Origin of the sequence: Streptomyces sp. NRRL S-1022, assembly GCF_000720135.1 — a bacterium.
Taxonomy (GTDB): Bacteria; Actinomycetota; Actinomycetes; order Streptomycetales; family Streptomycetaceae; genus Streptomyces.
Map to the genome: position 1 here is coordinate 46,442 of NZ_JOIU01000012.1, position 23,094 is coordinate 69,535.

The window sequence follows — 23,094 nt, forward strand, 5'->3', positions numbered from 1 at the left end:
CACCGGCCCGAGCCTTCGCAGGAGCACGGGGAAGCGAGGGCACGGGTGAGCACCGACACCGTGCGGACGGCGGAGGACGAGACCGCCGGCCTCCAGCGCGAGCAGCGCGGCTGGTACGTCTACGACTGGGCGTGCTCGGTCTATTCGACGAGCGTCCTGACGGTGTTCCTGGGCCCCTACCTCACCTCGGTCGCCGAGCGGGCCGCGGACGGCGACGGCTATGTGCACCCGCTGGGCCTGCCGGTCCGCGCGGGCTCCTTCTTCGCCTACTCGGTCTCCCTGTCGGTGATCGTGGCGGTGGTCCTGATGCCGCTGGTGGGCAGCGCCGCCGACCGCACGGGCCGCAAGAAGCCGCTGCTCGCGGCGGCGGCCTACACCGGCGCGGCGGCCACCACCGGGATGTTCCTCCTGGACGGCGACCGGTACCTGCTCGGCGGGGTGCTGCTGATCGTGGCCAACGCGGCCCAGTCCGTCGGGATGATGCTCTACAACTCCTACCTGCCGCAGATCGCGCCGCCGGACCAGCGGGACGCGGTCTCCTCCCGGGGCTGGGCCTTCGGCTACGCGGCGGGCTCCCTGGTCCTCGTCGGGAACCTGGTGCTCTACTCGGCGCACGGCTCCTTCGGCCTGTCCGAGACGGCCGCGGTCCGCGTCTGCCTGGCCTCGGCCGGGCTCTGGTGGGGGGCGTTCACGCTCGTGCCACTGCGCAGGCTGCGCGACCGGCACGCGCGCGTGGCGAACGCCACGGCACCGGGGCCGCGGCAGCTCGCGGCGACGGTCCGGGACATGCGCCGGCATCCGCTGACCCTGGCGTTCCTGCTGGCGTACCTCGTCTACAACGACGGCATCCAGACGGTGATCACCCAGGCTTCGGTGTACGGCTCGGAGGAGCTGGGGCTCGGCCAGTCGACGCTCATCGTGGCCGTGCTGCTGGTGCAGGTGCTGGCCGTGGCGGGCGCGCTGGCGATGGGCCGGCTGGCCCGGACGTACGGCGCGCAGCGCACGATCCTCGGCTCGCTGGTGGCGTGGACGCTCACCCTCGCGGCGGGCTGGTTCCTGCCCGCGCGGGCACCGGTGTGGTTCTTCGTGCTGGCCGCCGGGATCGGCCTGGTCCTCGGCGGCAGCCAGGCGCTGTCCCGGTCGCTGTTCTCCCATCTGGTGCCGCCGGGCAAGGAGGCCGAGTACTTCTCCGCGTACGAGATGAGCGACCGCGGGATGAGCTGGCTCGGCCCGCTGCTGTTCGGCATGACCTACCAGCTGACCGGAAGCTACCGGTCGGCGATCTTCTCGCTGGTGGCCTTCTTCGTGGTGGGTTTCGTCCTGCTCGCGCGGGTACCGGTGCGCCGGGCGATCCGCGAGGCGGGCAACCCGGTTCCGGAGAAGATCTAGCGCCGATTTAGCACTCGGCGTGAAAGGGCGGTAGTGTACGCGTTTGGCCTGCCAGGCGTACCGTTACTGCGCGTCAAAGATGCCGAAACGCTGGGTGACATCTGCTAGCAGATGTGACAAACCGGGCGCCTGTGGGTAGAACAAGGGGCGGCTACGACGGCGACGCATGACCCGGAACGGGACCCGGAACGGGAATCTTTACCGCCGACCGGACGTTGACCGGATGACGACGACAGCGACACCTGTCCTGTGGGCGACAAGCCCGGGAGGCACGATTCATGAGTGAGCGAGCTCTTCGCGGTACGCGCCTCGTGGTGACCAGCTACGAGACGGACCGCGGTATCGACCTGGCCCCGCGCCAGGCCGTGGAGTACGCATGCGAGAAGGGGCATCGTTTCGAGATGCCCTTCTCGGTCGAGGCGGAGATCCCGCCGGAGTGGGAGTGCAAGGTCTGCGGAGCCCAGGCACTCCTGGTCGACGGCGACGGCCCTGAGGAGAAGAAGGCCAAGCCCGCGCGTACCCATTGGGACATGCTGATGGAGCGGCGCACCCGTGAGGAGCTCGAAGAGGTCCTTGAGGAGCGCCTGGCGGTTCTGCGTTCGGGGGCGATGAACATCGCGGTTCACCCCCGGGACAGCCGCAAGAGCGCCTAGTCCCCGCCGGGACTCGGCTGCTTCGAACAGCGCAACGCAACCGACCGCGGGCGCCGTACGTGATTCCACGTACGGCGCCCGCGGCCGTTGTGCGGGTGCGGGCGCTCAGCGCGTCAGCGGCGGGCGGGGCTCCTGCGGGGCGTGGGACGGGTCGTCGGTCGTGATGACCTCGCCCTGGACCACCCTGCCGTCGGGCCGGTGCATGCGGACCTGCTGGAAGGCGTCGCCCAGGGTGCCCGGGGCGGCCTTGCGCAGTCCCCGCTCCAGGGCGTTCTCCGCCAGGCGGCTCACCGCCTTCTGGACCGGCGGGAGCAGCAGGAGCAGTCCGGCCGCGTCCGAGAGCAGGCCGGGGATGATCAGCAGCAGGCCGCCGAGCATCATCAGGCCGTTGCCGCCGCCGCGCGCCGGGGAGCCGCCCTCGCGCAGGGCCTCGTTCAGGTTCCGGAAGGCGCGGCGGCCCGCCCGCTTGATGACCACGGAGCCGGCCACGGATCCCGCGACGAGCAGCAGGAACACGGTGAGCCCGCCGGCCGCGCCGGCGACCAGGGTCAGCAGCCAGATCTCCAGCACCAGCCACGCGGCGAGACCCAGCGGCAGATACCTGCGCAGCCGGGAGGGCCGGCGGCGGGTGTACGGGGAGGTCGGAGTGCCAGTCGTCATGCTCCCAGTGTGCCTGGGCGCGGCTCAGCACCGGATAAGGGAGTGATCGCGGGACCGGAAACCGGTGTGCCGGGCCTTTCGCCCGGATCAGGGCCCGCGAGCCCGGCATGACCCGAACGACAGGCCCTACGCCTGCTTGTCCTTGCCGGTGAGCTTGCCCAGGCGGTCGCCGACGCCCCAGGCGGTGACCCGCCACAGCGCCTCGACCACGATGTCCCGGCTCATCTTGGAGTCGCCCAGCGCGCGCTCGACGAAGGTGATGGGGACCTCGACGACGTGGTAGCCGGCCTTCACGGCGCGGCGGGCCAGGTCGACCTGGAAGCAGTAGCCCTGCGAGGCGACCTCGCCGAGGCCGAGGCCCTCCAGGGTCGCGCGGCGGAAGGCCCGGAAGCCGCCGGTGACGTCCCGGATCGGCACGTCGAGCATGAGCCGCGAGTAGGTGGAGCCGCCCCGCGAGAGGAACTCCCGGGACTTGGGCCAGTTCACCACCCGGCCGCCCGGCACCCAGCGGGAGCCGAGGACCAGGTCGGCGCCCTTGAGGGCGGTCAGCAGCCGGGGCAGTTCCTCGGGCTGGTGGGAGCCGTCGGCGTCCATCTCGATCAGCACGCCGTAGTCCCGCTCCAGGCCCCAGCGGAAGCCCGCGAGGTAGGCGGCGCCGAGGCCCTCCTTGCCCTTGCGGTGCAGGACGTGGACGTGGTCGTCGTCGGCAGCGAGCTCGTCGGCGAGCTTGCCGGTGCCGTCGGGACTGTTGTCGTCCGCGATCAGTACGTGCGCCTCGGGGACGGCCTTGCGCACCCGGCCGACGATGGACTTGATGTTCTCCGCCTCGTTGTAGGTCGGAATGATCACCAAGGCCGTGCCGAGCGGGCCGAACTGCCTCCCCTGGGCCTTGGCCGCGAGGGTCCCGTCGCCGTCGTTCACTGCTGCCCCTTCATGTTGTACGCAGAGGTCCACCATAGTGGGCAGGGCCTGCGAAGACGTGCCGACGCGTGCCTGTCGTGGTGTCGATTCCACAAGAACGGGGTAAGACTGATCTTTTTCGGCCGCCCTGTCTCGGCGGATGGGGGCCCGGCGCCCTTCGGGCCGACCTGGGACCCGCTGGCTGCGGATCGACCGAAAGCCGTTGTCTACTGAACGCCCGGGCCCCACCCGGGTCACACCTGGCCGACCAGCTTGAACGTTCCCTCGTCGGCGCGGGCGCTGAGCCTGGCTCCCAGCGACGGTGCCCCGGTGCGGCACACCGTCCCTGACCCAGCGGCGCTGCGGCGAGTCGGCTGAACGTCCCCCGATCGGGCGTCCGGTGGTGGACTCGGACGAACCTACCGGCCCCTGGCCGCCGACTGTCAACAGTCGCCTGAGCTGGGAAGACAGTCTCCTCGTCGCGGCCGGTGGGGAGGATGCGCAGGTCGGGCGGCGGGGCCGCGGCGGCCACCGGCCGCCGCGCCACCCCGGGAGATCACTCGCCCGGCCGTACGAACACCGTCCGCCCGCCCACCACCGTGCGCAGGCAGACCGGCAGGTCGCGGCCGGGGGTGAGATCGGGCAGGCCGGGGGTGCCGGAGCGCGGGTCGGTGGACCAGCGGGCGACCCGGTCGTCGGGGGCCTGGACGACCAGCTCGTCGGTGCGCCAGACGGCATAGTCGGCGGGCGCGCCCGGGACCAGGACGCCCGCGTCGTCGCGCCCGACGGCGCGCCAGCCGCCGCGCGTGTGCGCGGTGAAAGCGGCGCGGACGGAGATCCGGTGCTCGGGCGTGCGGTGGAAGGCGGCGGCGCGGACCGTGCCCCACGGGTCGAGCGGGGTGACCGGGCTGTCGGAGCCGAACGCGAGCGGCACCCCGGCGCGCAGCAGCGCGGCGAACGGGTTGAGGGTGCGGGCCCGCGCCACGCCCAGCCGCCGGGCGTACATGCCGTCCTCGCCGCCCCACAGCGCGTCGAAGGCGGGCTGGACGGAGGCGATCAGACCCAGCTCGGCGAAGCCGGCGACGGTCTCGGGGGTGAGCATCTCGGCGTGCTCGACGCGGTGCCGGGCGGCGCGGACGCGGGCGAGGCCGAGCTTGTCGGCGGCGGCGCGGACGCCCTCGACCACCGCGGTCACGGCGGCGTCCCCGATGGCGTGGAAGCCGGCCTGCAGGCCCGCCTCGGTGCAGGCCGCGACGTGGGCGGCGACGGCGTCGGCGTCCAGGTAGGCGGTGCCGGTGTGGCCGGCGTCGGCGTACGGCTCGTGCAGGCAGGCGGTGTGCGAACCGAGGGCGCCGTCGGCGAAGAGGTCGCCCGCGGCGCCGGCCGCGCCGAGGTCGCGGGCCTTCGCGGTGTCCGCCTCCGCCCAGTAGCCGACCACGCGGGGGCCCGGCAGCCCGGCGGCGAGCCGCAGCAGGCCGGTGAAGTCGTCCTCGGAGGAGATCTGCGGGCCGCCGCACTCGTGCAGGGTGCCGATACCGAGGGAGGCGGCGTGCGCCAGGGCGGTGCGCTGGGCCTCGGCGCGCTGGGCGGGCGTGACGGCGGCGAAGGCGGCCTCGCGGACGGCGTGGTGGGCGTCCCCGGTGAGCGGGGCGTCCGCGCGCGGGACGTCGGCGGCCACGAGGTCGAGCAGGGCGGTGGTGACGACCGCGGAGTGCACGTCGATGCGGCTCAGGTACAGGGGCCGTCCGCCGGTGGCCGCGTCCAGTTCCGCGCGGGTGGGGGGCCGGCCGCCGGGCCAGCGGGCGGCGTCCCAGCCGTGGCCCAGCAGCACCCGGTCGTCGGGGCGGGCGGCGGCGAACTCGCGGATGCGGACGAGGGCCGCCTCCAGGGAGGGGGTGCCGGACAGGTCGAGGCCGGTCAGGGCGAGGCCGGTGGCGGTGGTGTGCACATGGGCGTCGGTGAAGGCCGGGGTGACCAGGGCGCCGTCGAGGTCGACCACCTCGTCCACGCCGTCGGCGAAGGCGTCGGCGGCACCCTCGGAGCCGACCCAGGCGACCTGGCCGCGCTCCACGACCATCGCGGTGGCGAAGGGGTCCGCGGGGCTGTGCACCTCGCCGCGGCGGAGCAGGACGGTCTTGGGGGGCTCGGTGCTGCTGTTGCTCATGGCCGACAGTTTCTCCCGGCGCCGGGCGGGAGGTGCACCTGGGGCGCCTCGGATGAGCCCCTGTGGCGGGCGGCGGGCGTCCGGCGGCTGTCAGATCTTCGGCGGCCGGGCCTCGTACGGGGTCGAGAGGACCACCGTCGTGCGCGTCGAGACCCCTGCCAGCGAGCGCAGCCGGGCCAGGAGTTCCTCCAGTTCGTGCGGCGTGGAGACGCGGACCTTGAGGATGTAGTTCTCGTCACCGGCCACGCTGTGGCAGGCCTCGATCTCGGGGACGCCGGCGAGGCGCTCCGCGATGTCGTCGGGGGCGCTGGGGTCGAACGGTTTCACCGAGATGAAGGCGGTCAGCGGCAGCCCGACGGCCTCGGGGTCGACGACCGCGGCGTAGCCGCGGATGACGCCACGCTGTTCGAGCCGGCGCACCCGCTGGTGCACGGCCGACGTGGACAGGCCCGTGGCCTTGCCCAGGTCTGTGTAGCTCATCCGCCCGTCCTCGACGAGCAGCTGCACGATCTGACGGTCCAGCTCCTCCATGCCGCCACAACCTACAGGGCGCATGATCTCCACGGATACCTTGAGAGACGCAGGTCATTCCCTGTTCGGCAGAAAAACCACCGGCACGGGCACCTGCTCGCGGCATGTGACGAACGCCACACAGCTCGAACAGGCTCCGTGATGTTCTCGTGATTACCGCCGAGACCGGACGGGAAGTGCTTGCTGTGGTCGAGGCCGCAGCGCCTTCACGGCCCAGCCTTAGGGGGAGAATCCCATGCAGAGTACCCACCGCCCTGGTCGGTCCACGTCCACGCACCGGCAGCCGGTCGCCGAGCCCGAGCCGGAGGGCGTCGAACCCGACGCCTTCGACGAGGAACTGGACGCCTACGACACCTTCGAGATGTACCGGGTGATCTGCCCGGACTGCGCGCAGCCGATCGCACTGCTGGCGGACGAGGAGGTCCTGCCGGAGCACGCGCTGTGCGCCTCGCCGTGGAACCCCTTCGGGCTCACGGTGTGCGCGGGTACGGGCCGTTCGGCGGCCGACGCCCGCCCCGCGGACGAGTCCTTCGAACCGCAGGAGCAGGACACGGCCCTGCTGCTGACGCTCCCCCAGGGTCTGGACTGGCGGACGCAGCCGTTCTCGCACGTCGGCGGCCCGGGTTCGCGCCCGATGCGCGTGCCGGCGATGCGCCGCCAGGCCGCCTGAGCCGCTCACCGCTTCCCGTACGTGCCCTGCACCATGGCGCGCAGACTGCCGTGGTGCAGGATCAGCGTGTCCGGGTCCGCGGGGACGGCGGCCTCCCCGAAGTGCACCCGGCGGTAGGCGATGCGCAGCATGACGATCGCGTGCCGCAGGGCGGCGTACAGGAGATGGAAGTCCATGTCCCGCGGGGTGTGCCCGGTCAGCCGCGCGTAGCGGGCCTCGACCCGGTCGCGGCGCAGCAGTCCGGGCAGCCCGGGCCGGCCCGAGCCGGTCGCGAGGTCCTGGAAGAACCGGTGCAGGTAGATCGTCCAGCCGAGGTCGACCTCGCGCGGGGCGGGCGCCGCCATCTCCCAGTCCAGCACGGCGACGGGTGCGAAGCCGTCGTAGACGACGTTCCCGATGCGGGCGTCCCCCCAGCTGAGGACGGGGTCGCCGGGCTCGCCCGGCCACAGCTCGGCCAGCCGGTCGAACGCGGCCTCGATGAGGGGTGAGCGGGCGCGGCCGTCGACCACCCAGGCGTAATAGGCGCGTTGGGCCGCCACGTGCCGGTGCAGCGCGTCCCCCTGCCCGGGCAGGGCGAGGAACGGGGCCGCGGACAGGGGTGCTTGGTCGTGCAGCCGGGCCAGCAGCCCGATCGTGGCCGCTTCCAGGCGCTCGCGTTCGGCGTCGCTCGCCGCGTGCAGCCAACTACCCTCGTAGGTGTACGGCATGACGTCCGGCGGCACGCGCCCGGTCACCCGTTCCATGACGAAGAACGGCGCCCCGAGCGGGGCCGGGTCCTCCTCCAGCCACAGGACGCGGGGCACGGGCACGTCCGTGTGCTCGGCCACGAGCTTGAGGGTGCGGTACTGCCGGGCCATGTCGTACTCCGGGAAGACGGTGTACGCCGCCGGGTCGGCGGCCATCCGCAGCGCGCAGGAGCGCACCGGGGGCCGCGGGTGGCCGATGTCGAACAGCAACGTCTCGCTGGACATGCCGTTGGAGGCCGGGACGGAGACGCCGGTGGCCGTGGCGCCCGGGAGCCGGGTACCGAGCCAGGCGGTGAGGCGCCGGGTCAGTTCTGCGGGGTCCCGGGTGGTGGTGCGGGGACGAGGTGCCGTGGCCATGGGCGAAGCCCTCCTTACGGCGCTGTGGAGGTGAAGTCGGTGAACCCGCTCGGGTCGTGCCGGCCGAACGAGCCGTGCTCGAAGATGCCGTACCCGGTCCGCCCGTCCATGCGGAAGCGCGCGGAGTGGTCGGTGACGCCGTACGCGGCGAGCGGGTGCGGTGCCGACATGTCGTAGGTGCGGCGGTCCACCCAGCCGGCGCCCCGCCAGGTGCCGTGCTGCCAGTCCTCGGCCGGCGGGTAGCCGGCGCCGACGGCCAGCGGTGAGGAGGCGAGGATCTCCACCTTCAGGTCCTGCGGCTTGCGCGCGTCGCCGAGGCGGACGACGGCGCGCTCGGGGTGCCGGGTGCCGGAGCGGTAGCCGATCTCGGCCTGCGGCCAGCCGAGTTGGCGGTCGCGGTGGCCGGGCCGGACCAGGGTGGCGTCGTTCAGGGAGCGGTAGCCGTCGGCGTCCTCCTGGACGACGACCATCAGGAAGCGGTCCGCGAAGCGGACCGGGCACCAGATCCAGTGGAAGCCCTCGGTGGGGTGGTCGGCGGCGAGCCGGCCGCCGTCCTCGCCGGGCAGCGGGCGCACGCCCCAGCTGCGGTCCCGGGTGCCGGTCCAGTCCTCCGCCGAGACCGCGAACTCCGTCCCGGCCGCCCGGATCACGCCCTCGGCCCGCCCCGCCTGGACGAAGCGGCGGCCCTCCAGGGTGAGCCGGTCGCCCCGGCGCTGGAGGTGGTGCGGTTCCCACAGGGCCGGGAAGGCGGCGGTCCAGGTGAGGTCGTACGCCAGGTGGTCGTCGGTGCAGACCAGGCGGAGACGCTGGAGCGGCCGTACCACCTCGATGCGCAGCGGGCCGACGGCGAGCCGCGTCCGGTCCTCGCCGAGGGCGTCGCAGGCGCGCACGGCGTACAGCGTGTCGCCGGTGCGCAAAGTGGCGTAGGCGTCGGTGACGCCCAGGTTGGGGTAGACGCCGAGGCCCAGGATGAGCAGGGCGCGGCCGGTGTGGTCGAAGACGTGGAAGATGCAGCGGTCGTAGGCGTTCCGGTCGCCGGTGGCCACGTGCTTCATGGAGAGCGGCACCTGGTGCACGGGGTACTCGTCGAGCGGTACGGGACGGTCGTCGGCCACGGACACCCCCTGGGCGATGGTCAGCTGACGGTACGTCAGCCGACTGCGGGAGACCAGAGGGTGAACCGGGCGGGCCGTGAACTGACGCTCGATTGCGCCGGGCGTGACCTGCCCGCCCGTCGCCGCGTTGCCCGGGTATGACCCCCACGTACACGACGGCCGGGCGTCAGCGCCGCATGTTCGTCCCCCTCCCGGCGGGATCGGTTCCGCCGCCTTCGCCGCCGGACCCGCCCATCTACCGCGACCTGCTGCGGACCTGGGCCGACCGGGGCCGCACCCTGCCGGGCCGCCACGACCCGGAGTGGGTCAGGCTGGCGGCCCCCACGGTCCGCACGGGCCAGTTCAGCGGCCTTCCGGGCCCGCCAGGTGACGGGCGATGACCATCCGCTGGATCTGGTTGGTGCCCTCGACGATCTGCAGGACCTTGGCCTCGCGCATGTAGCGCTCGGCCGGGAAGTCGGCGGTGTAGCCGTAGCCGCCCAGTATCTGCACCGCGTCCGTGGTGACCTTCATGGCCGCGTCGGTGCAGTGCAGCTTGGCCATGGCCGCCTGCTTGGCGAACGGCCGGCCTGCGTCGCGCAGCCGGGCCGCGGCGAGGTACAGCGCGCGGCCCGCCTCGATCTGGGTGGCCATGTCGGCGAGCATGAAGCGCAGCCCCTGGAAGTCGGCGATGGCCCGGCCGAACTGGCGGCGCTGGGTCGCGTAGCGGACCGCCTCGTCCAGCGCGGCCTGGGCGAGGCCGACGGCGCAGGCGGCGATGCCGAGCCGGCCGGAGTCGAGCGCCGCCAGGGCGATGGAGAAGCCCTGGCCCTCCTCGCCGATGCGCCGGTCGTCCGGGACGCGGACGCCGTCGAGGTGCACCTGGGCGGTGGGCGAGCCCTTCATGCCCATCTTCTTCTCGGGGGCCGCACCGCTCAGGCCGGGCGCGTCGCCGGGCACCAGGAAGGCGGTGATCCCGCGCGGGCCGTCCTCGCCGGTGCGGGCCATCACGGTGTAGAAGTCGGCGATCCCGCCGTGCGTGATCCAGGCCTTGGTCCCGTTGATCACCCAGGAGTCGCCGTCCCGGACGGCCCTGGTGCGCAGGGAGGCCGCGTCGGAGCCGGAGGACGGCTCGGACAGGCAGTAGGCGCCGAGCAGGCCGCCGCCCAGCATCGCGGGCAGGTGCTCGACCTGCTGCTGCTTGGTGCCGTAGGTGGCGAGGGCATAGGAGGCGAGCGTGTGGACGCTGACCCCGAGGCCGACGGTGAGCCGGGCCGCGGCCAGCTCTTCGAGGACCTGGAGATACACCTCGTACGGCTGGTCGCCGCCGCCGTACTCCGAGTCGTACGGCAGACCCAGCAGGCCTGACTCGGACAACAGGGTGAAGATCTCGCGCGGGAAGCGTCCCGCGTCCTCCTCCTCCGCGGCCCTCGGCGCGATCTCGCGCTGGGCGATGTCCCGGACGAGGGCGAGCAGATCCCTCGCCTCTTCCGTGGGCAGTTGACGCTCCACCGGCTGCGGGTCGCGGTCGGACATGGCGTCGGCTCCTCCCTGTTCGGGCACCGGCGGTCCGGCCCGGGGTTGGGGGGCGGCTCCGCCTGATCGTTGCGCTGGGCCGAAGGCGCCGGCTCCCGGGTCTCGGAAGCTGCTGACCTGCGGCATGCGCTGTGAGTATGCCCGATCGGCGACCTCCCGTCACCAGTTAACGACCGCTTACTTCAAGAGCCCGGGCGCCGGGTCCCGCCGGGCGGAGACTGGTCCGAACCATTGACCAAATGGTCTAGTCCTCCTACTGTGCATGACCAACGCTTTACCGCGTTCATGCCAATCGGCGCGCGATCCCCTCTCCCCCACGAGGAGACACCCGATGCACACATCCCACCGCTCCCTCGTCCGGGCGCTCGTCTCGGCCGCGTGTACCGCCGCCCTCGGTGCCGGCCTGCTGGCCGGCACGGGCACGGCGACCGCGGCGGCCCCGAGCGCCCCGCAGCTGACGGCCGGCTCCAAGGTCGTCGGCTACTTCACCGAATGGGGCACCTACGACCGCAAGTACTACGTCAAGAACATCGAGACCTCGGGCTCCGGGGCCAAGCTGACCCACGTCAACTACGCCTTCGGCAACGTCACCGGCGGCAAGTGCGCCATGGGCGACTCCTACGCGGCCACCGACCGGGCCTACACGGCCGCCGAGTCCGTCGACGGCGTGGCCGACACCTGGGACCAGCCGCTGCGCGGCAACTTCAACCAGCTGCTGAAGCTGAAGAAGAAGCACCCGGGCCTGAAGATCCTGTGGTCCTTCGGCGGCTGGACCTGGTCCGGCGGTTTCGGCGAGGCCGCGAAGAACCCGGCCGCCTTCGCCCAGTCCTGCTACGACCTGGTGAAGAACTCGAAGTGGGCGGGCGTCTTCGACGGCATCGACATCGACTGGGAGTACCCGAACGCCTGCGGCAACACCTGTGACACCAGCGGGCGCGAGGCCTTCAAGAACCTGATGGGCGCCCTGCGCTCGAAGTTCGGCTCCGGGAACCTGGTCACCGCGGCGATCACCGCGGACGCCACCAGCGGCGGCAAGATCGACGCGGCGGACTACGCCGGGGCCGCCCAGTACGTCGACTGGTACAACCCGATGACGTACGACTACTTCGGCGCCTGGGACACGACCGGCCCGACCGCCCCGCACTCCCCGCTGAACTCCTACTCGGGCATCCCCAAGGCGAACTACTACACCTCGGCCACCATCGCCAAGCTCAAGGGCCTCGGCGTCCCGGCCTCGAAGCTGCTGCTCGGCATCGGTTTCTACGGCCGCGGCTGGACCGGCGTCACCCAGGCGGCGCCCGGCGGCACGGCCACCGGCCCGGCGGCGGGCACGTACGAGCAGGGCATCGACGACTACAAGGTGCTCAAGACCAAGTGCCCGGCGACCGGCACCGTGGGCGGCACCGCCTACGCCAAGTGCGGCAGCGACTGGTGGAGCTACGACACTCCGTCGACGATCGCCACGAAGATGACGTACAAGAACCAGCAGGGCCTCGGCGGCACCTTCTTCTGGGAGCTGAGCGGCGACACCGCGAACGGTGAGCTGATCAAGGCGATCAACTAGCCCGGGCGGCCGGCCCCGGTCAGCCGTCCCGGCGGGCCGGCGGCGGGGCCGGGTGGGCGGGGTCCAGCTCCTCGACGGCGCGCAGGGCCCCGCCGAGCGTCTTCACCAGCAGCTGGCGCATGGTGTCGCGGGACAGCCGGGGGCGGTCGATCCAGTCCAGGGTGGCGCCCTCCACGCCGCACACCCAGGACAGCAGGCCCATCCGGGCCAGCGGGGAGATGTCACCGCGGCCGTAGGCCCCCTCGGCGATCGCGGTGACGATCGCCTCGCGCACGCCGTCCCGGATCGCGTGCACCTCGGTGTCGAAGCCGACACCGCCGCTGACGATGGTGCGGTAGGCGGCCTGGTGGTGTTCGGCGTAGCGCAGATAGCCGTCGATCGTGCGGTGCACGCGGTCCACGGCGGGCAGCTGGAGGCTGCCCGCGGCGGAGGCGACCAGGTCCACGACGGAGTCCTGGATGATCGCCAAGTAGTAGCCGCGCTTGGACCCGAAGTAGTAGTAGATCAGTCCCTTGGCGACCCGCGCCTGGCGGGCGATGTCGTCCATGGACAGCGCGTCGTAGGACGTGTCGGCGAACAACTTCCGCCCGATGGCGATGAGTTCGGCGCGGCGCGCCATGGAGCGCTCGGTGCCGCGCACCCGGGTGGCGGCACGCTGCTGCGGCAAGTTCACGATCGACCCCGGACTAGGCGCGGCGGGACATCCGCAGTATGTCAGAACAAGCCGCACACGTGAGCGGTCGGTTCAGAGCAGGCCGAGCTGGGTCACGAGCATGGCGAACACCGCCACGAGGACCCAGCCCAGGGCGTGTTCGAGGATCTTCGGCCCGTCTTCCCCGGGGCCTCCGGTGAGGGCGCGGGTGGCGGTGGCCTGGTGTGCGGTCATGGTGGTACTCGCAGAGGTCGGACGTGTACGGCGGAATCCCCCACCCCTTTCGTCCACCATGCCACCCGCGCCCCGGTCCGCGGCGATGAGCTTGGTCACAGGCCGCGGGACACCGGTCCTCAGTACACGCCGACGGCGGCGAGCGCCTTGCGCTGGTGCGGGGTCGGATGGGCCGGGAAGTAGAGGTAGCAGACCCCGCCGGTGCCGGAGACGACCTTGCCGGAGGCGTTGTACCGCTTGGTCCTGAGCCAGATGTTCTCCCACTCGCGCCGCTTGTAGACGCGCCGCACCGCATCGTCGTCCGGCGAGGCCGGGTCGCCCGCGATCACGTCCCCCTCGGCGGTGAAGCCGATGACGGTCATCAGGTGCCCGGAGGTGCCGTAACCGGCCCCCGTCAGCTCCTCCTTGCGGAACGACTGGGACGTTATGGCCGGGATGCCGGCCGCGATCAGCGTCTCCAGGTCGGTGAGCGAGGCGAGCCGGGTGACGACGCCCTGGAGGCCCTCGAAGGTGGCCGCGTAGGCGGCGTTGAAGGGCCAGTTGCCGCAGCCCTGGTACTGGTGGTCGTAGGTGGAGCGGGCCGCGTGGCACACCTGCGGGTCGGCGTAGGAGGGGTCCACCCAGGACAGCTGCTCGGGGGTGAGCCGGCCGCCCCAGTACTCGATGATCATCTGCGAGGAGGTGGGGCTGCACCAGGCCTCGCCACCGTTGTCGTACTCGGGGTACTGCCCCTTGTGGATCTCCTGCGAGTAACGCGGGACGGCCAGCTCCTGGGCGAGGCCGGGGGTGGAGGCCGGGACGGTGAAGCGGTCGGGGATGTCGGAGCCCATCGCGCCGAGCCGCCACACGGTCGGCGTGAGACGCGTGCCGGGCCGGCGGTACAGGGTCAGGCGCAGCCGGTACGACGTCAGGCGCAGGCCGGTGCTCGCGTCGTCGACGGCGAAGGTGTCGGTCCAGACGGTGCTCTTGCCGTCGGTCTGGCCGTCCACCGAGGTCCGCTTGATGTCCTGGTCGCCGGCCGCCCAGCGGCCCATCACGTACCAGGGCGTCTCGGTGCCGTCGGAGTACGTGCCGTGCAGCTCGACCTGGAGCCAGGTGCCGTCGGGGGTGTCCGCGTTCCAGGAGGCGACGGCCTCGGTCGCGGGCACGGTCAGCCGGTGCTCCGGGGAGGTCCAGGTCGCGTACTCCCAGGTGGCGGTGGTGCCGGTGTGCGGGTCGGTGTAGTCGGTACGGCCGGCGGGGGCGCCGATCACGACGCCGGGACGCCGGCCGGGCACCGCCCGGGCACCCTGGGCGGTGCCGCAGCGCCAGTCCCGGTACGTCGTCCAGGCGTGGTAGTCGATCGGGCGGCCCGGTGCCTGGCCGGGGTCGTCGGTGTCGGCGGCGGGGCGCGTTCCGGCGGCGGCGGGCGCCGCCGTGCCGGTCACCGCGGCGGCGACGGCCACGGCCAGAACGGTTCTGCGGGACGGCTGTCGGGCTCTGCTCATGGGCGCGATGACCCCCAGGGTGTCCGAGGCGGGCTGGTCCGGTGCGGTAACTATGAAGGAGGCCGGATGACGCTGCCAGCACTTCCGCACATGCCGCGCCAGGAATATTGGTCTGCGCCACTGGAAGGGGGCGCGCCCGCGCCCGGCCTCGACGCCCGGCCCGGACGGCCCTGTCAGACGAGGTCCATCGCGGCGACCTCGTCGGGGCGCCCGTAGCTGACCGGTCCCTGGAAGCGGCGGCGGGCCGTGGCGAACCACCACACCGTGGCCACCAGCAGGACCACGGCCAGCGCGATCGGCGCGTAGTTGAAGGAGTCGACGGTGATCGGCGAGGCCTGCGGCAGCATGAACAGGACACTGCTGAGCAGGATCCAGACCACCGCGAGCCAGCCGATCGGCCTGCCCCAGCGGCCCAGGTGCCAGGGCCCGGGCTGGAAGGCGTCACCGAGCCGCAGCCGCAGGAAGATCGGCACGGCGTAGGCAAGGAAGAGCCCGACCACGTTGACGCTGACGATGGCGGTGAACGCCGTGTGCGACCACCAGCCGGGCACCACCAGGGCCAGCGAGCAGGCGACCGCGAACCAGACGGCCTTCACCGGTGTGCGGGTGCGCGGCGAGACCGAGTGCCACCAGCGGGAGCCGGGCATGGCGCCGTCCCGGGAGAAGGCGAAGATCTGCCGGGTGTTGCTGGTGAGGTTGGCGAGGCCGCAGAAGAGCATCGCGCCGATGACGACGAGCAGCATCACCTTGGCGGTGCGCAGGCCGAGGCCGTCGATCAGGATCCGGACCGGCGGCGCGGGCGCACCGGCCACCCCGGCGTAGTCGCCGATGCTGTAGACCAGCGCCAGCATCAGGACCAGGCCGGCGACCGCGGACCAGCCGATGGCGCGGGTGATGCCCTTGGGGGCGCTGACCGTCGCGCGGACCGTTTCCTCGGACATGTGGAAGCTGCCGTCGAACCCGGTGAAGGTCCAGCTGGTCACCAGCAGGCCGAGCATGCCGCCGTAAAGGCCGCTCGTGAAGCCGGTGCTGTTCTCGAAATGCGTCACGAAGGACGCGGACCGGTGATGGTCGGGCATCACTACCAGTGCCCCCACGATCACGACGAGTCCGATCAGGAGCCACCACACGGAAATGCGGTTCAGCAGGGCGACGAGCTGCACGGTGTAGGTGTTGGCGAGTCCCTGGAGCACGATGACGAGGGCCGTGATGAGGACCGTCTGGTGCGCGGTCGGCCGGTAGGAGGGCCACTGCAGCTGCACGAACACCTGGATGAAGGTGGCGGCGGCGTAGCCGGTGGCGGCGGTGCCGCCGATCTGGCCCACGAAGTTCAGCCAGCCGGTGAACCACGACCAGGCGCCTTTGTGCCGCTTGGCGAGTTTGCCCGCGGAGAAATAGAGGGCACCGCTCGTCGGATAGGCGGAGGCGACTTCCGCCATGGACGCGCCGATGAGCAGCACCATGAGCGAGACGCCGATCCAGCCGAACACGAGAATGCGCGGGCCGCCGGCGTTCATACCGAATCCGAACGACGAGAAAATACCCGAGAGGATATTGATGATGGTGAACGAGATAGCGAAGTTGTCGAACGCCTCGAAGCGCCGGGTCAGTTTTCGCGGATAACCCATCGCGTGCAGGGTGGCGTCGTCGTCGAGCACGACGGGGTCCGCGGCACGGGCCCGCGACCGCGGAGTCGACATCCGTTCCGACACAGATCGGCCTTTCTCTCGGTGGGGGGTGGGGACGAGCGGGTCAGGCGGGTCCCGGGACGGGCAGGCCGCAGGCGCGCCGGGCCCGGGAGAGCTGCTCGGCGGGGTCGCCGAAGGCGCTCCAGGGCATGCGGGAGGCGTACGGGCCCATCTCGGTGAAGACCGCACGGGCCTCGAACTCGCGCCGGCCCATGACCAGCGCGTGCGCGAGGTAGGCCAGGTCGAGCACCGGGGTGAAGCGGTATCCGGCCACCGCGGGCAGCCAGTGCTGGTAGATCGCCAGCGCGGTGGCGCGCCACTGGGGCTGTTCCCAGACCCGGTCGGCGAGCAGCTGGGTGGGGTTGTAGCTCTCCACCAGCGCCACCAGGGGCAGCAGCCGGAGGGCGGAGTCGGCGGGCGCCCGCTGGCTGAGGAAGGCGGCCACGTCCCAGGCCGCGGTCACCGAGCCGCCGTGCCGGGTGAAGAAGAAGGAAAGGAAGCGGTGGTGGGCCTCGCGGTGCCAGGGGTCGCGGGAGAGGATGTGCGCGAACAGCCGCCAGGGGCCGGGCGGAGCGGTGAGCAGGCCGTGCGGGGCGGGGTCGCGCAGCCGGTGCAGCCGGGCCATGGCGAGCCGGGCCACCCAGGGGGTGGGGTCCGCGGGGGCCGCCGCAGCGGCCCGGTCGCAGGCGGTCAGGGCGATCCGCTCCAGCGCCTCGGCGCGGTCGTCGCGCTCGTCGGCGGCTCGCAGCGCGCGCTGCACCGCGACCCGGGCCCACATCAGCGAGGCCTCGGGCGTGGGCTCCTCGGCCAGCCAGCGTTCCACCAGGTCGGTGCCGGCCGCCTCGGAGGCGAGGACCAGCGAGCGGTGGGCGCGCAGGGCGAAGTCGGAACGCGTCTCGGTGAGCGCCTCCTGGGCGTACCGGTAGCGGCCGGCGCGTACATCGACGCATACGCTCGCCAGCACGCGGTCGTCGGCCGCCGGATGCCATACATAGTGCCCGTCGAATAACTCCGCGGCCATGTCCCCCTGCCCCATCCCCGTTCGACGCATCACGGTGCGCAGGAGGCACCTTACTCAGCGTCGGCCACATCAGGAACGCCGAATTCGACATATCGGTCAGGGGATTCGGAATGTTTATCGGGGCCATTGACTGGCCGCCAGCCGATGGTTCAAAGGGCGACTACTACTAGACTGTTTCACGGAAAACCCACACACCGCACCACAGGACCCACGGACACCACCGCCACCATCACCCGGGGGAATCACCATTCACGACCTCGCCGCCCGGCTGCACGGACTCCCTCCCTCGCTGGGACCGGTCCGGCTGATCGCCGTCGACGGGCACGCCGGCTCCGGGAAGTCCACCTTCGCCGGCCGGCTGGCGCACGCACTGGGCGGGGCGCCCGTGCTCCACCTCGACGACATCGCCAGCCACGAGCAGCTGTTCGCCTGGACCGGCCGGCTCCTGACCCAGGTGATCGAGCCCCTGTCCCGCGGCGAGAGCGCGCACTACACCCCCTACGACTGGCGGGCCCGCACCTTCGGCGCCCCCCGCCCGCTGCCGGCCGCGCCCGTGGTCCTGATCGAGGGCGTCGGCGCCGGCCGCAGGGCACTGCGGCCGCACCTGGCCCGGCTGCTGTGGATGGAGCTGCCCCGGGAGGACTCCTGGGCGCGTGGCCGGCAACGGGACGGCGCGGAGCAGCGGGAGTTCTGGGAGGGCTGGGTCGCGGCGGAGCGAGCGCACTTCGCCGCCGACCCCTCACGCCCCCATGCCGATCTTCTGGTGCTGCAGCAGCAGGAGGGGTACGAGGTGCTGCCGGGGCCGGCGACCGCTCCCGGCGCCGAGCCCGGCGTGACGCTGCGTGATGGACCATCACGGATGTGGTGAACTGGTGAAGACCCCTGCGGGACAACTTCTCCGAGCGCCTCGACACTGCTTGACCCGGGGGCCGTACAGGTCTTACGTTCTCAATGTGCGGCTTTCGGAGCCGCCCGCCGACGCGAAGCCCCCGGTTGTTCCCCCGTGACCGGGGGCTTCGTTCTGCCCGCGGCACCCTTTTCCGGCCGCCCCACACACCGGTCCTCTCACCCTGGGTCACGAAACGCCGTGCGCCCCGTCTGCTCCCACCTCGCCGAACGTCCCGTGCGGCACCCTTCGGCCCGCGCAGGTACCGCGGGTACGATGCCCTCGGTGCGACCTTCGAGCGGCTGCCTCGCACCTGCAACTCCGGTCCGCGGCACAGCGGTTCGACCGCGGCGGCCGTCGGGCGCCTGCCCGGTGGTGAACCACGGGGGCACGGTTTGTGGGGGGACGTGATGGACTTCGGCACGCAGGGCCCCGAGGCCCCGGCCGACCTCGCCTGGCTGCGGGGTGTGGACGCCTACACGATGGGCGCCTACCCGCAGGCGGAGGAGGAGTTCCGCACCGCGGTGCGGATGGACACGGGCATGGCCGACGCCTGGCTCGGACTGCACGCGCTCCGGGTCGACACGACCACCGCGCTGCTGCGGATGTTCCGGCACCGCGACCGCTTCGGCGAACAGCGCACCCGGCACCGCCGCGCCCTGAACTCCTGGTACTGGCTGGGCTGGTGGGTGCAGCCGGTGCTGGAGAGCCCGCGCGACCTGCTGCTGGCCCACGCCTCCCACTGGCTGGACGGCCGGCACGTGCCCGAGCTGGACCGTGCCCTCGCCGGACTGCCCCCGGTCGACGCCGACCCGCAGGTCCGCTTCCTGCACGCCTGCCGCGCCTACCTGGTCAAGGACTGGGAGCAGCTGGTCCGGCACACCGACCCGCTGCTGGACGATCCGCTGCTCGGCATCGAGGCCGGCCTGTTCGGCGGCATGGCCCGGGTCCGGCTGGAGATGTACGGCCAGGCCGAGCCACTGCTGGCGGCGGCGCTGATGCGGTGCCGCAGCGAACAGCCGCAGCGCAAGGAACTGCGCTACTGGCTGGCGCGGGCGCACGAGGGAACGGGACGCTCGGCCGCCGCGCTCCCCCTGTACCGGGCGGTGCACCGCGTCGACCCCGCCTTCATGGACACCTCCGCCCGGCTCGCCGCGATCTCCGAGGGCGACGGGTACGACGAGGCGGCCGGCCTCGCCGCCATCACGCTGACCGGCGCCGGGCAGGACACGGTGGACGGGCCGGACGGGTTCGACCCGCTGTTCGGCCTGGACGGCCGGGACCTGCGGCTGCCGGAGCCCGAGCTGCCGACCGGGCCGCTGCCGTCGGTGACCGACCCCTCGGTGCGCACGAAGACCGGGGTGTCCGCGGTGTCCGGATCGCCGGTCCCGGCCGGCCCCACGGACCCCGCGCTGCTGGAGGAGGCGCTCGCCGAACTGGAGCGCATGGTCGGGCTGGAACCGGTCAAGCGCCAGGTCAAGGCGTTGTCGGCGCAGCTGAACATGGCCCGGCTGCGGGCCGGGCAGGGACTGCCGGTGCAGCCGCCCAAACGGCACTTCGTCTTCTCGGGGCCGTCCGGCACGGGCAAGACCACGGTCGCGCGCATCCTCGGGCGGGTGTTCTACGCGCTGGGACTCCTCGGCGGTGACCACCTCGTGGAGGCCCAGCGGGCCGACCTGGTCGGCGAGTACCTGGGCCAGACGGCCGTGAAGGCCAACGAGCTGATCGACTCCGCGATCGGCGGGGTGCTCTTCGTCGACGAGGCGTACGCGCTGTCCAACTCCGGGTACGGCAAGGGCGACGCGTACGGCGACGAGGCGCTGCAGGTGCTGCTGAAGCGGGCCGAGGACAACCGGGACCACCTGGTGGTGATCCTGGCCGGCTACCCGGAGGGCATGGACCGTCTGCTCGCCGCCAACCCCGGCCTGTCCTCCCGCTTCACCACCCGGGTCGACTTCCCCTCCTACCGCCCGCCGGAACTCACCGAGATCGGCAAGGTGCTCGCGGCGGAGAACGGGGACCGGTGGGACGACGAGGCGCTGGAGGAGCTGCTCTCCATCGCCGGGCACGTGGTCGACCAGGGGTGGATCGACGAGCTGGGGAACGGGCGGTTCCTGCGGACGCTGTACGAGAAGAGCTGCGCCTACCGGGATCTGCGCCTGTCGGTGTACCCCGGTTCGCTGTCCCGGGACGACCTGGCGACCCTGCGGCTGCCCGACCTGATGCAGGCCTACGGAGAGGTGCTGTCGGGCCGGGGGCCGCAGGATCCGTCGTCCTACAGCTAGGGCCGGCCCCAGGCCATCGCTCCGGCCTCCTCCGGCTCCCCGCTCGCCCTGGGTTCGGTCAGCCGCACCTCGGGCGCCTCCCGGTGCGCCGGGTCCCGTACCTCTCCCACCAGCATCTCCAGGACGTCCTCCAGGGCCACCAGGCCGAGGACCCGGCCGGAGGCGTCGGCCACCTGGGCCAGGTGGGTGGCCGCGCGGCGCATGACGGTGAGGGCGTCGTCCAGCGGCAGCTCGGCGCGGAGCGTGGCCATCGGGCGCCACACCTGCTGCGGGACGGCCCGCTCGGAGTCCTCCAGGTCGAGGACGTCCTTCACGTGCACGTACCCCATGAAGGGGCCCTTCTCGGTCGCCGCGACCGGGAAGCGGGAGTAACCGGTGCGGGCGGTCAGCTCCACGATCTCGCCCGGGGTGACCGAGGGCGCCACCGTGACCAGGGACTCCCGGCGCAGCAGGACGTCCGTCACCGGGCGGGAGCCCAGTTCCAGGGCGTCCTCCAGGCGCTCCTGCTCCTCGGGGTCGAGGAGACCCGCCTGGCCGGAGTCCTCCAGCAGCCGGTTGAGCTGCTCGGTGGTGACGACCGCCTCGACCTCGTCCTTCGGCTCGACCCGGAACAACCGCAGGATGCCCTGGGCGCACGCGCCGAGGGCCACCGTGATCGGCCTGCACAGGCGCGCGAAGTAGACGAGGCCGGGGCTGAGCCACAGCGCGGCCTTCTCCGGGGCGGCCATCGCGAGGTTCTTCGGGACCATCTCGCCGATCACCAGGTGGAAGAAGACCACCGCGGCCAGCGCGATGACGTAGCCCAGCGGATGGATCACGCCCTGCGGGAAGTGGATCCACTCGAACACCGGTTCCAGCAGGTGCGCCACCGTCGGCTCGGCGACCGCGCCGAGCGTCAGGGAGCAGACGGTGATGCCGAACTGTGCGGCGGCCATCATCTGCGGCAGGCGTTCGAGGCCGTACAGCACCTGGCGGGCCCGGGCGGTGCCGAGCGGTTCGATCTGGCTGCGGCGGACGGAGACGAGCGCGAACTCGGCGCCGACGAAGAAGCCGTTCGCGAGCACCAGCAGGCCCGCGAAGACCAGTTGGAGGACGCTCATCGGGCGGCCTCCATCGCGTTCACGGCCGGGACCGTCCTGACCAGGCGAACCCGTTCGGCCCGGTAGTGGCCGACCTGGCGGACCGAGAGCCGCCAGCCGGGCAGCTCGGCCCGGTCGCCGGGGGCCGGGATCCGGCCGAGCAGGTCGGCGACGAGTCCGGCGACGGTCTCGTACGGCCCCTCGGGCACGTCCAGGCCTATGCGCAGCAGGACGTCCACGCGGCAGCTGCCGTCCGCGTCCCAGGCGGGCCTGCCGTCCTCGGGCGGGGCCGGGGCCAGCTCGGGTGTGTCCTTGGCGTCGTGCTCGTCGCGGACCTCGCCGACGAGTTCCTCGACGATGTCCTCCAGGGTGACCACGCCGGCCGTGCCGCCGTACTCGTCCACGACGACCGCGATGGGCTGCTCGCTGCGCAGCCGCGCGAGCAGCGGCTGGACGGGCAGGGTCTCGGGGACGAGGAGCGCCTTGCGGGCGATCCGGCTGACCGGCGTGCGCAGCCGGTCGTGCACGGGGACCGCCAGCGCGTCCTTGAGGTGGGCCATGCCGACGATCTCGTCGATCTTCTCCCGGTAGACGGGGAAGCGGGACAGGCCGGTGGCCCGGGTGAGGTTGACGACGTCCTCGGCGGTGGCCGAGTCCTGCAGCGCGCTCACCCTCACGCGCGGGGTCATGACGTGCTGCGCGGTCAGCTCGCCCAGGGACAGGGTGCGCACGAACAGGTCGGCCGTGTCCTGCTCCAGGGCGCCGGCCTGCGCGGAGTGCCGGGCCAGCGAGACCAGCTCGCCGGGGGTGCGGGCGGAGGCCAGCTCCTCGGCGGGTTCGACGCCGAGGGCGCGGACCAGCCGGTTGGCGACCGTGTTCAGCGCGGAGATCACCGGGCGGAACAGGCGGGCGAAACGGTGCTGGGGGCCGGCCACGAAGCGCGCGACCTGCAGCGGCCGGGAGACCGCCCAGTTCTTGGGCACGAGCTCGCCGATCACCATCTGGATCGCGGAGGCCAGCAGCATGCCGACGACCACGGCGATGCCGGAGGCGGCGCCCTCGGGGATGCCGAGCGCGGCGAACGGGCCGCGCAGCAGCCCGGCCAGGGCCGGTTCGGCGAGCATGCCGACGACCAGCGAGGTGATGGTGATGCCGAGCTGGGTGCCGGAGAGCTGGAAGGACAGCTCCTTCAGCGACTCCACGACCGTACGGGCACGGGCGTCGCCGTCGGCGGCGGCCTGCTCGGCCTCCGGGCGCTCGACCGTCACCAGGCCGAACTCGGCGGCCACGAAGAAGCCGTTGGCGAGGATCAGCAGGAACGCGGCTGCGAGGAGCAGCAGGGAGATGGTCACGCTGCCACCGCCTTCCCGCTCTGTCGGGCAGGGGTGGCGCAGGTACTACAGGACGATCCGTCCATCGCCGGAGAGGGTCACTCCTCGGGTAGCAGGAACCCCTGGGCACCGGGCGGCGCGCAGGGGCGGAGGCGTAGCGGGACGGC

General features: G+C 72.5%; 20 protein-coding genes. 6 read left to right on the forward strand and 14 right to left on the reverse strand.

Going from position 1 to position 23,094, the window contains the following annotated elements; all coding sequences use genetic code 11:
• The first annotated feature begins 45 nt into the window (after window positions 1-45).
• Complete coding sequence (locus IG05_RS0117955; protein ID WP_030343732.1) at window positions 46-1,389, forward strand: MFS transporter; 1,344 nt, start codon at window positions 46-48, stop codon at window positions 1,387-1,389.
• 278 nt (window positions 1,390-1,667) lie between these two features.
• Entirely contained in the window at window positions 1,668-2,042 is a 375-nt protein-coding gene (locus IG05_RS0117960; RefSeq protein WP_003977404.1) for an RNA polymerase-binding protein RbpA, read from the forward strand.
• Between the two features lie 105 nt (window positions 2,043-2,147).
• Here IG05_RS0117960 and fxsA read toward each other — a convergent pair whose 3' ends face one another.
• The 4 genes from fxsA to IG05_RS0117980 all read right to left on the reverse strand — a co-directional run bounded on the left by fxsA (window position 2,148) and on the right by IG05_RS0117980 (window position 6,297).
• Complete coding sequence (gene fxsA / locus IG05_RS0117965; RefSeq protein ID WP_030343735.1) at window positions 2,148-2,702, reverse strand: FxsA family membrane protein; 555 nt, start codon at window positions 2,700-2,702, stop codon at window positions 2,148-2,150.
• A 126-nt stretch (window positions 2,703-2,828) separates the two neighbouring features.
• Complete coding sequence (locus tag IG05_RS0117970; RefSeq protein ID WP_030343738.1) at window positions 2,829-3,623, reverse strand: polyprenol monophosphomannose synthase; 795 nt, start codon at window positions 3,621-3,623, stop codon at window positions 2,829-2,831.
• Between the two features lie 535 nt (window positions 3,624-4,158).
• Window positions 4,159-5,766: an amidohydrolase gene (locus IG05_RS0117975; RefSeq protein ID WP_030343741.1), complete on the reverse strand. Its 1,608-nt coding sequence runs from the start codon at window positions 5,764-5,766 to the stop codon at window positions 4,159-4,161.
• Between the two features lie 90 nt (window positions 5,767-5,856).
• Window positions 5,857-6,297 (reverse strand): Lrp/AsnC family transcriptional regulator, encoded by a 441-nt coding sequence (locus tag IG05_RS0117980; protein WP_030343745.1) that lies wholly within the window; start codon window positions 6,295-6,297, stop codon window positions 5,857-5,859.
• Window positions 6,298-6,532: 235 nt separating this feature from the next.
• Here IG05_RS0117980 and IG05_RS0117985 point away from each other — a divergent pair, with 235 nt between their 5' ends.
• Window positions 6,533-6,967: a hypothetical protein gene (locus IG05_RS0117985; RefSeq protein ID WP_030343747.1), complete on the forward strand. Its 435-nt coding sequence runs from the start codon at window positions 6,533-6,535 to the stop codon at window positions 6,965-6,967.
• 5 nt (window positions 6,968-6,972) lie between these two features.
• On the opposite strand, the gene IG05_RS0117990 is transcribed toward IG05_RS0117985, so the two are convergent.
• The 3 genes from IG05_RS0117990 to IG05_RS0118005 all read right to left on the reverse strand — a co-directional run bounded on the left by IG05_RS0117990 (window position 6,973) and on the right by IG05_RS0118005 (window position 10,700).
• On the reverse strand, window positions 6,973-8,070 hold the full coding sequence (locus tag IG05_RS0117990) for a phosphotransferase family protein (RefSeq protein WP_030343753.1): 1,098 nt from the start codon (window positions 8,068-8,070) through the stop codon (window positions 6,973-6,975).
• A gap of 14 nt (window positions 8,071-8,084) precedes the next feature.
• Window positions 8,085-9,185 carry a hypothetical protein gene (locus tag IG05_RS0117995; RefSeq protein WP_030343754.1) on the reverse strand — a complete coding sequence of 367 codons (1,101 nt, stop codon included), beginning with the start codon at window positions 9,183-9,185 and terminating at the stop codon, window positions 8,085-8,087.
• 342 nt (window positions 9,186-9,527) lie between these two features.
• Window positions 9,528-10,700: an acyl-CoA dehydrogenase family protein gene (locus IG05_RS0118005; protein ID WP_030343757.1), complete on the reverse strand. Its 1,173-nt coding sequence runs from the start codon at window positions 10,698-10,700 to the stop codon at window positions 9,528-9,530.
• Between the two features lie 331 nt (window positions 10,701-11,031).
• Here IG05_RS0118005 and IG05_RS0118010 point away from each other — a divergent pair, with 331 nt between their 5' ends.
• Window positions 11,032-12,264, forward strand: a complete 1,233-nt coding sequence (locus IG05_RS0118010) for a glycoside hydrolase family 18 protein (protein ID WP_030343759.1) — start codon at window positions 11,032-11,034, stop codon at window positions 12,262-12,264.
• 19 nt (window positions 12,265-12,283) lie between these two features.
• Here IG05_RS0118010 and IG05_RS0118015 read toward each other — a convergent pair whose 3' ends face one another.
• The 5 genes from IG05_RS0118015 to IG05_RS0118035 all read right to left on the reverse strand — a co-directional run bounded on the left by IG05_RS0118015 (window position 12,284) and on the right by IG05_RS0118035 (window position 17,346).
• The gene (locus tag IG05_RS0118015) at window positions 12,284-12,937 is read right to left on the reverse strand and encodes a TetR family transcriptional regulator (RefSeq protein WP_030343761.1); all 654 of its coding nucleotides are present in this window, start codon (window positions 12,935-12,937) and stop codon (window positions 12,284-12,286) included.
• 72 nt (window positions 12,938-13,009) lie between these two features.
• Window positions 13,010-13,150: an SCO1431 family membrane protein gene (locus IG05_RS46975; RefSeq protein WP_107051379.1), complete on the reverse strand. Its 141-nt coding sequence runs from the start codon at window positions 13,148-13,150 to the stop codon at window positions 13,010-13,012.
• A gap of 119 nt (window positions 13,151-13,269) precedes the next feature.
• Entirely contained in the window at window positions 13,270-14,637 is a 1,368-nt protein-coding gene (locus IG05_RS0118025) for a peptidase C39 family protein (RefSeq protein ID WP_030343763.1), read from the reverse strand.
• 173 nt (window positions 14,638-14,810) lie between these two features.
• Entirely contained in the window at window positions 14,811-16,349 is a 1,539-nt protein-coding gene (locus IG05_RS0118030; RefSeq protein WP_030343764.1) for an amino acid permease, read from the reverse strand.
• A gap of 40 nt (window positions 16,350-16,389) precedes the next feature.
• Window positions 16,390-17,346 carry a hypothetical protein gene (locus tag IG05_RS0118035; RefSeq protein WP_030343765.1) on the reverse strand — a complete coding sequence of 319 codons (957 nt, stop codon included), beginning with the start codon at window positions 17,344-17,346 and terminating at the stop codon, window positions 16,390-16,392.
• A 247-nt stretch (window positions 17,347-17,593) separates the two neighbouring features.
• Between IG05_RS0118035 and IG05_RS0118040 the strand changes: the two genes are divergently transcribed.
• Window positions 17,594-18,214: a uridine kinase family protein gene (locus IG05_RS0118040; RefSeq protein ID WP_078894313.1), complete on the forward strand. Its 621-nt coding sequence runs from the start codon at window positions 17,594-17,596 to the stop codon at window positions 18,212-18,214.
• 428 nt (window positions 18,215-18,642) lie between these two features.
• A complete protein-coding gene (locus IG05_RS0118045; protein ID WP_030343768.1) occupies window positions 18,643-20,517 on the forward strand; it encodes an AAA family ATPase in 1,875 nt (624 codons plus the stop codon).
• On the opposite strand, the gene IG05_RS0118050 is transcribed toward IG05_RS0118045, so the two are convergent.
• The gene (locus IG05_RS0118050; protein WP_030343770.1) at window positions 20,514-21,617 is read right to left on the reverse strand and encodes a hemolysin family protein; all 1,104 of its coding nucleotides are present in this window, start codon (window positions 21,615-21,617) and stop codon (window positions 20,514-20,516) included. The genes IG05_RS0118045 and IG05_RS0118050 overlap by 4 nt on opposite strands.
• Complete coding sequence (locus IG05_RS0118055; RefSeq protein ID WP_030343771.1) at window positions 21,614-22,948, reverse strand: hemolysin family protein; 1,335 nt, start codon at window positions 22,946-22,948, stop codon at window positions 21,614-21,616. The genes IG05_RS0118050 and IG05_RS0118055 overlap by 4 nt, the downstream gene beginning before the upstream one ends.
• Between the last annotated feature and the right edge of the window lie 146 nt (window positions 22,949-23,094).

Excerpts from the sequence above, each read along its gene's own strand:
- IG05_RS0118050 (WP_030343770.1), bottom strand. The coding sequence starts at position 21,617 with ATGAGCGTCCTCCAACTGGTCTTCGCGGGCCTGCTGGTGCTCGCGAAC.
- IG05_RS0118035 (WP_030343765.1), bottom strand. The coding sequence starts at position 17,346 with ATGGCCGCGGAGTTATTCGACGGGCACTATGTATGGCATCCGGCGGCC.
- IG05_RS0118005 (WP_030343757.1), bottom strand. The coding sequence starts at position 10,700 with ATGTCCGACCGCGACCCGCAGCCGGTGGAGCGTCAACTGCCCACGGAA.
- fxsA (WP_030343735.1), bottom strand. The coding sequence starts at position 2,702 with ATGACGACTGGCACTCCGACCTCCCCGTACACCCGCCGCCGGCCCTCC.
- IG05_RS0117990 (WP_030343753.1), bottom strand. The coding sequence starts at position 8,070 with ATGGCCACGGCACCTCGTCCCCGCACCACCACCCGGGACCCCGCAGAA.
- IG05_RS0118025 (WP_030343763.1), bottom strand. The coding sequence starts at position 14,637 with ATGAGCAGAGCCCGACAGCCGTCCCGCAGAACCGTTCTGGCCGTGGCC.
- IG05_RS0117975 (WP_030343741.1), bottom strand. The coding sequence starts at position 5,766 with ATGAGCAACAGCAGCACCGAGCCCCCCAAGACCGTCCTGCTCCGCCGC.
- IG05_RS0117980 (WP_030343745.1), bottom strand. The coding sequence starts at position 6,297 with ATGGAGGAGCTGGACCGTCAGATCGTGCAGCTGCTCGTCGAGGACGGG.
- IG05_RS0117985 (WP_030343747.1), top strand. The coding sequence starts at position 6,533 with ATGCAGAGTACCCACCGCCCTGGTCGGTCCACGTCCACGCACCGGCAG.
- IG05_RS46975 (WP_107051379.1), bottom strand. The coding sequence starts at position 13,150 with ATGACCGCACACCAGGCCACCGCCACCCGCGCCCTCACCGGAGGCCCC.
- IG05_RS0118010 (WP_030343759.1), top strand. The coding sequence starts at position 11,032 with ATGCACACATCCCACCGCTCCCTCGTCCGGGCGCTCGTCTCGGCCGCG.
- IG05_RS0118045 (WP_030343768.1), top strand. The coding sequence starts at position 18,643 with ATGGACTTCGGCACGCAGGGCCCCGAGGCCCCGGCCGACCTCGCCTGG.
- IG05_RS0117960 (WP_003977404.1), top strand. The coding sequence starts at position 1,668 with ATGAGTGAGCGAGCTCTTCGCGGTACGCGCCTCGTGGTGACCAGCTAC.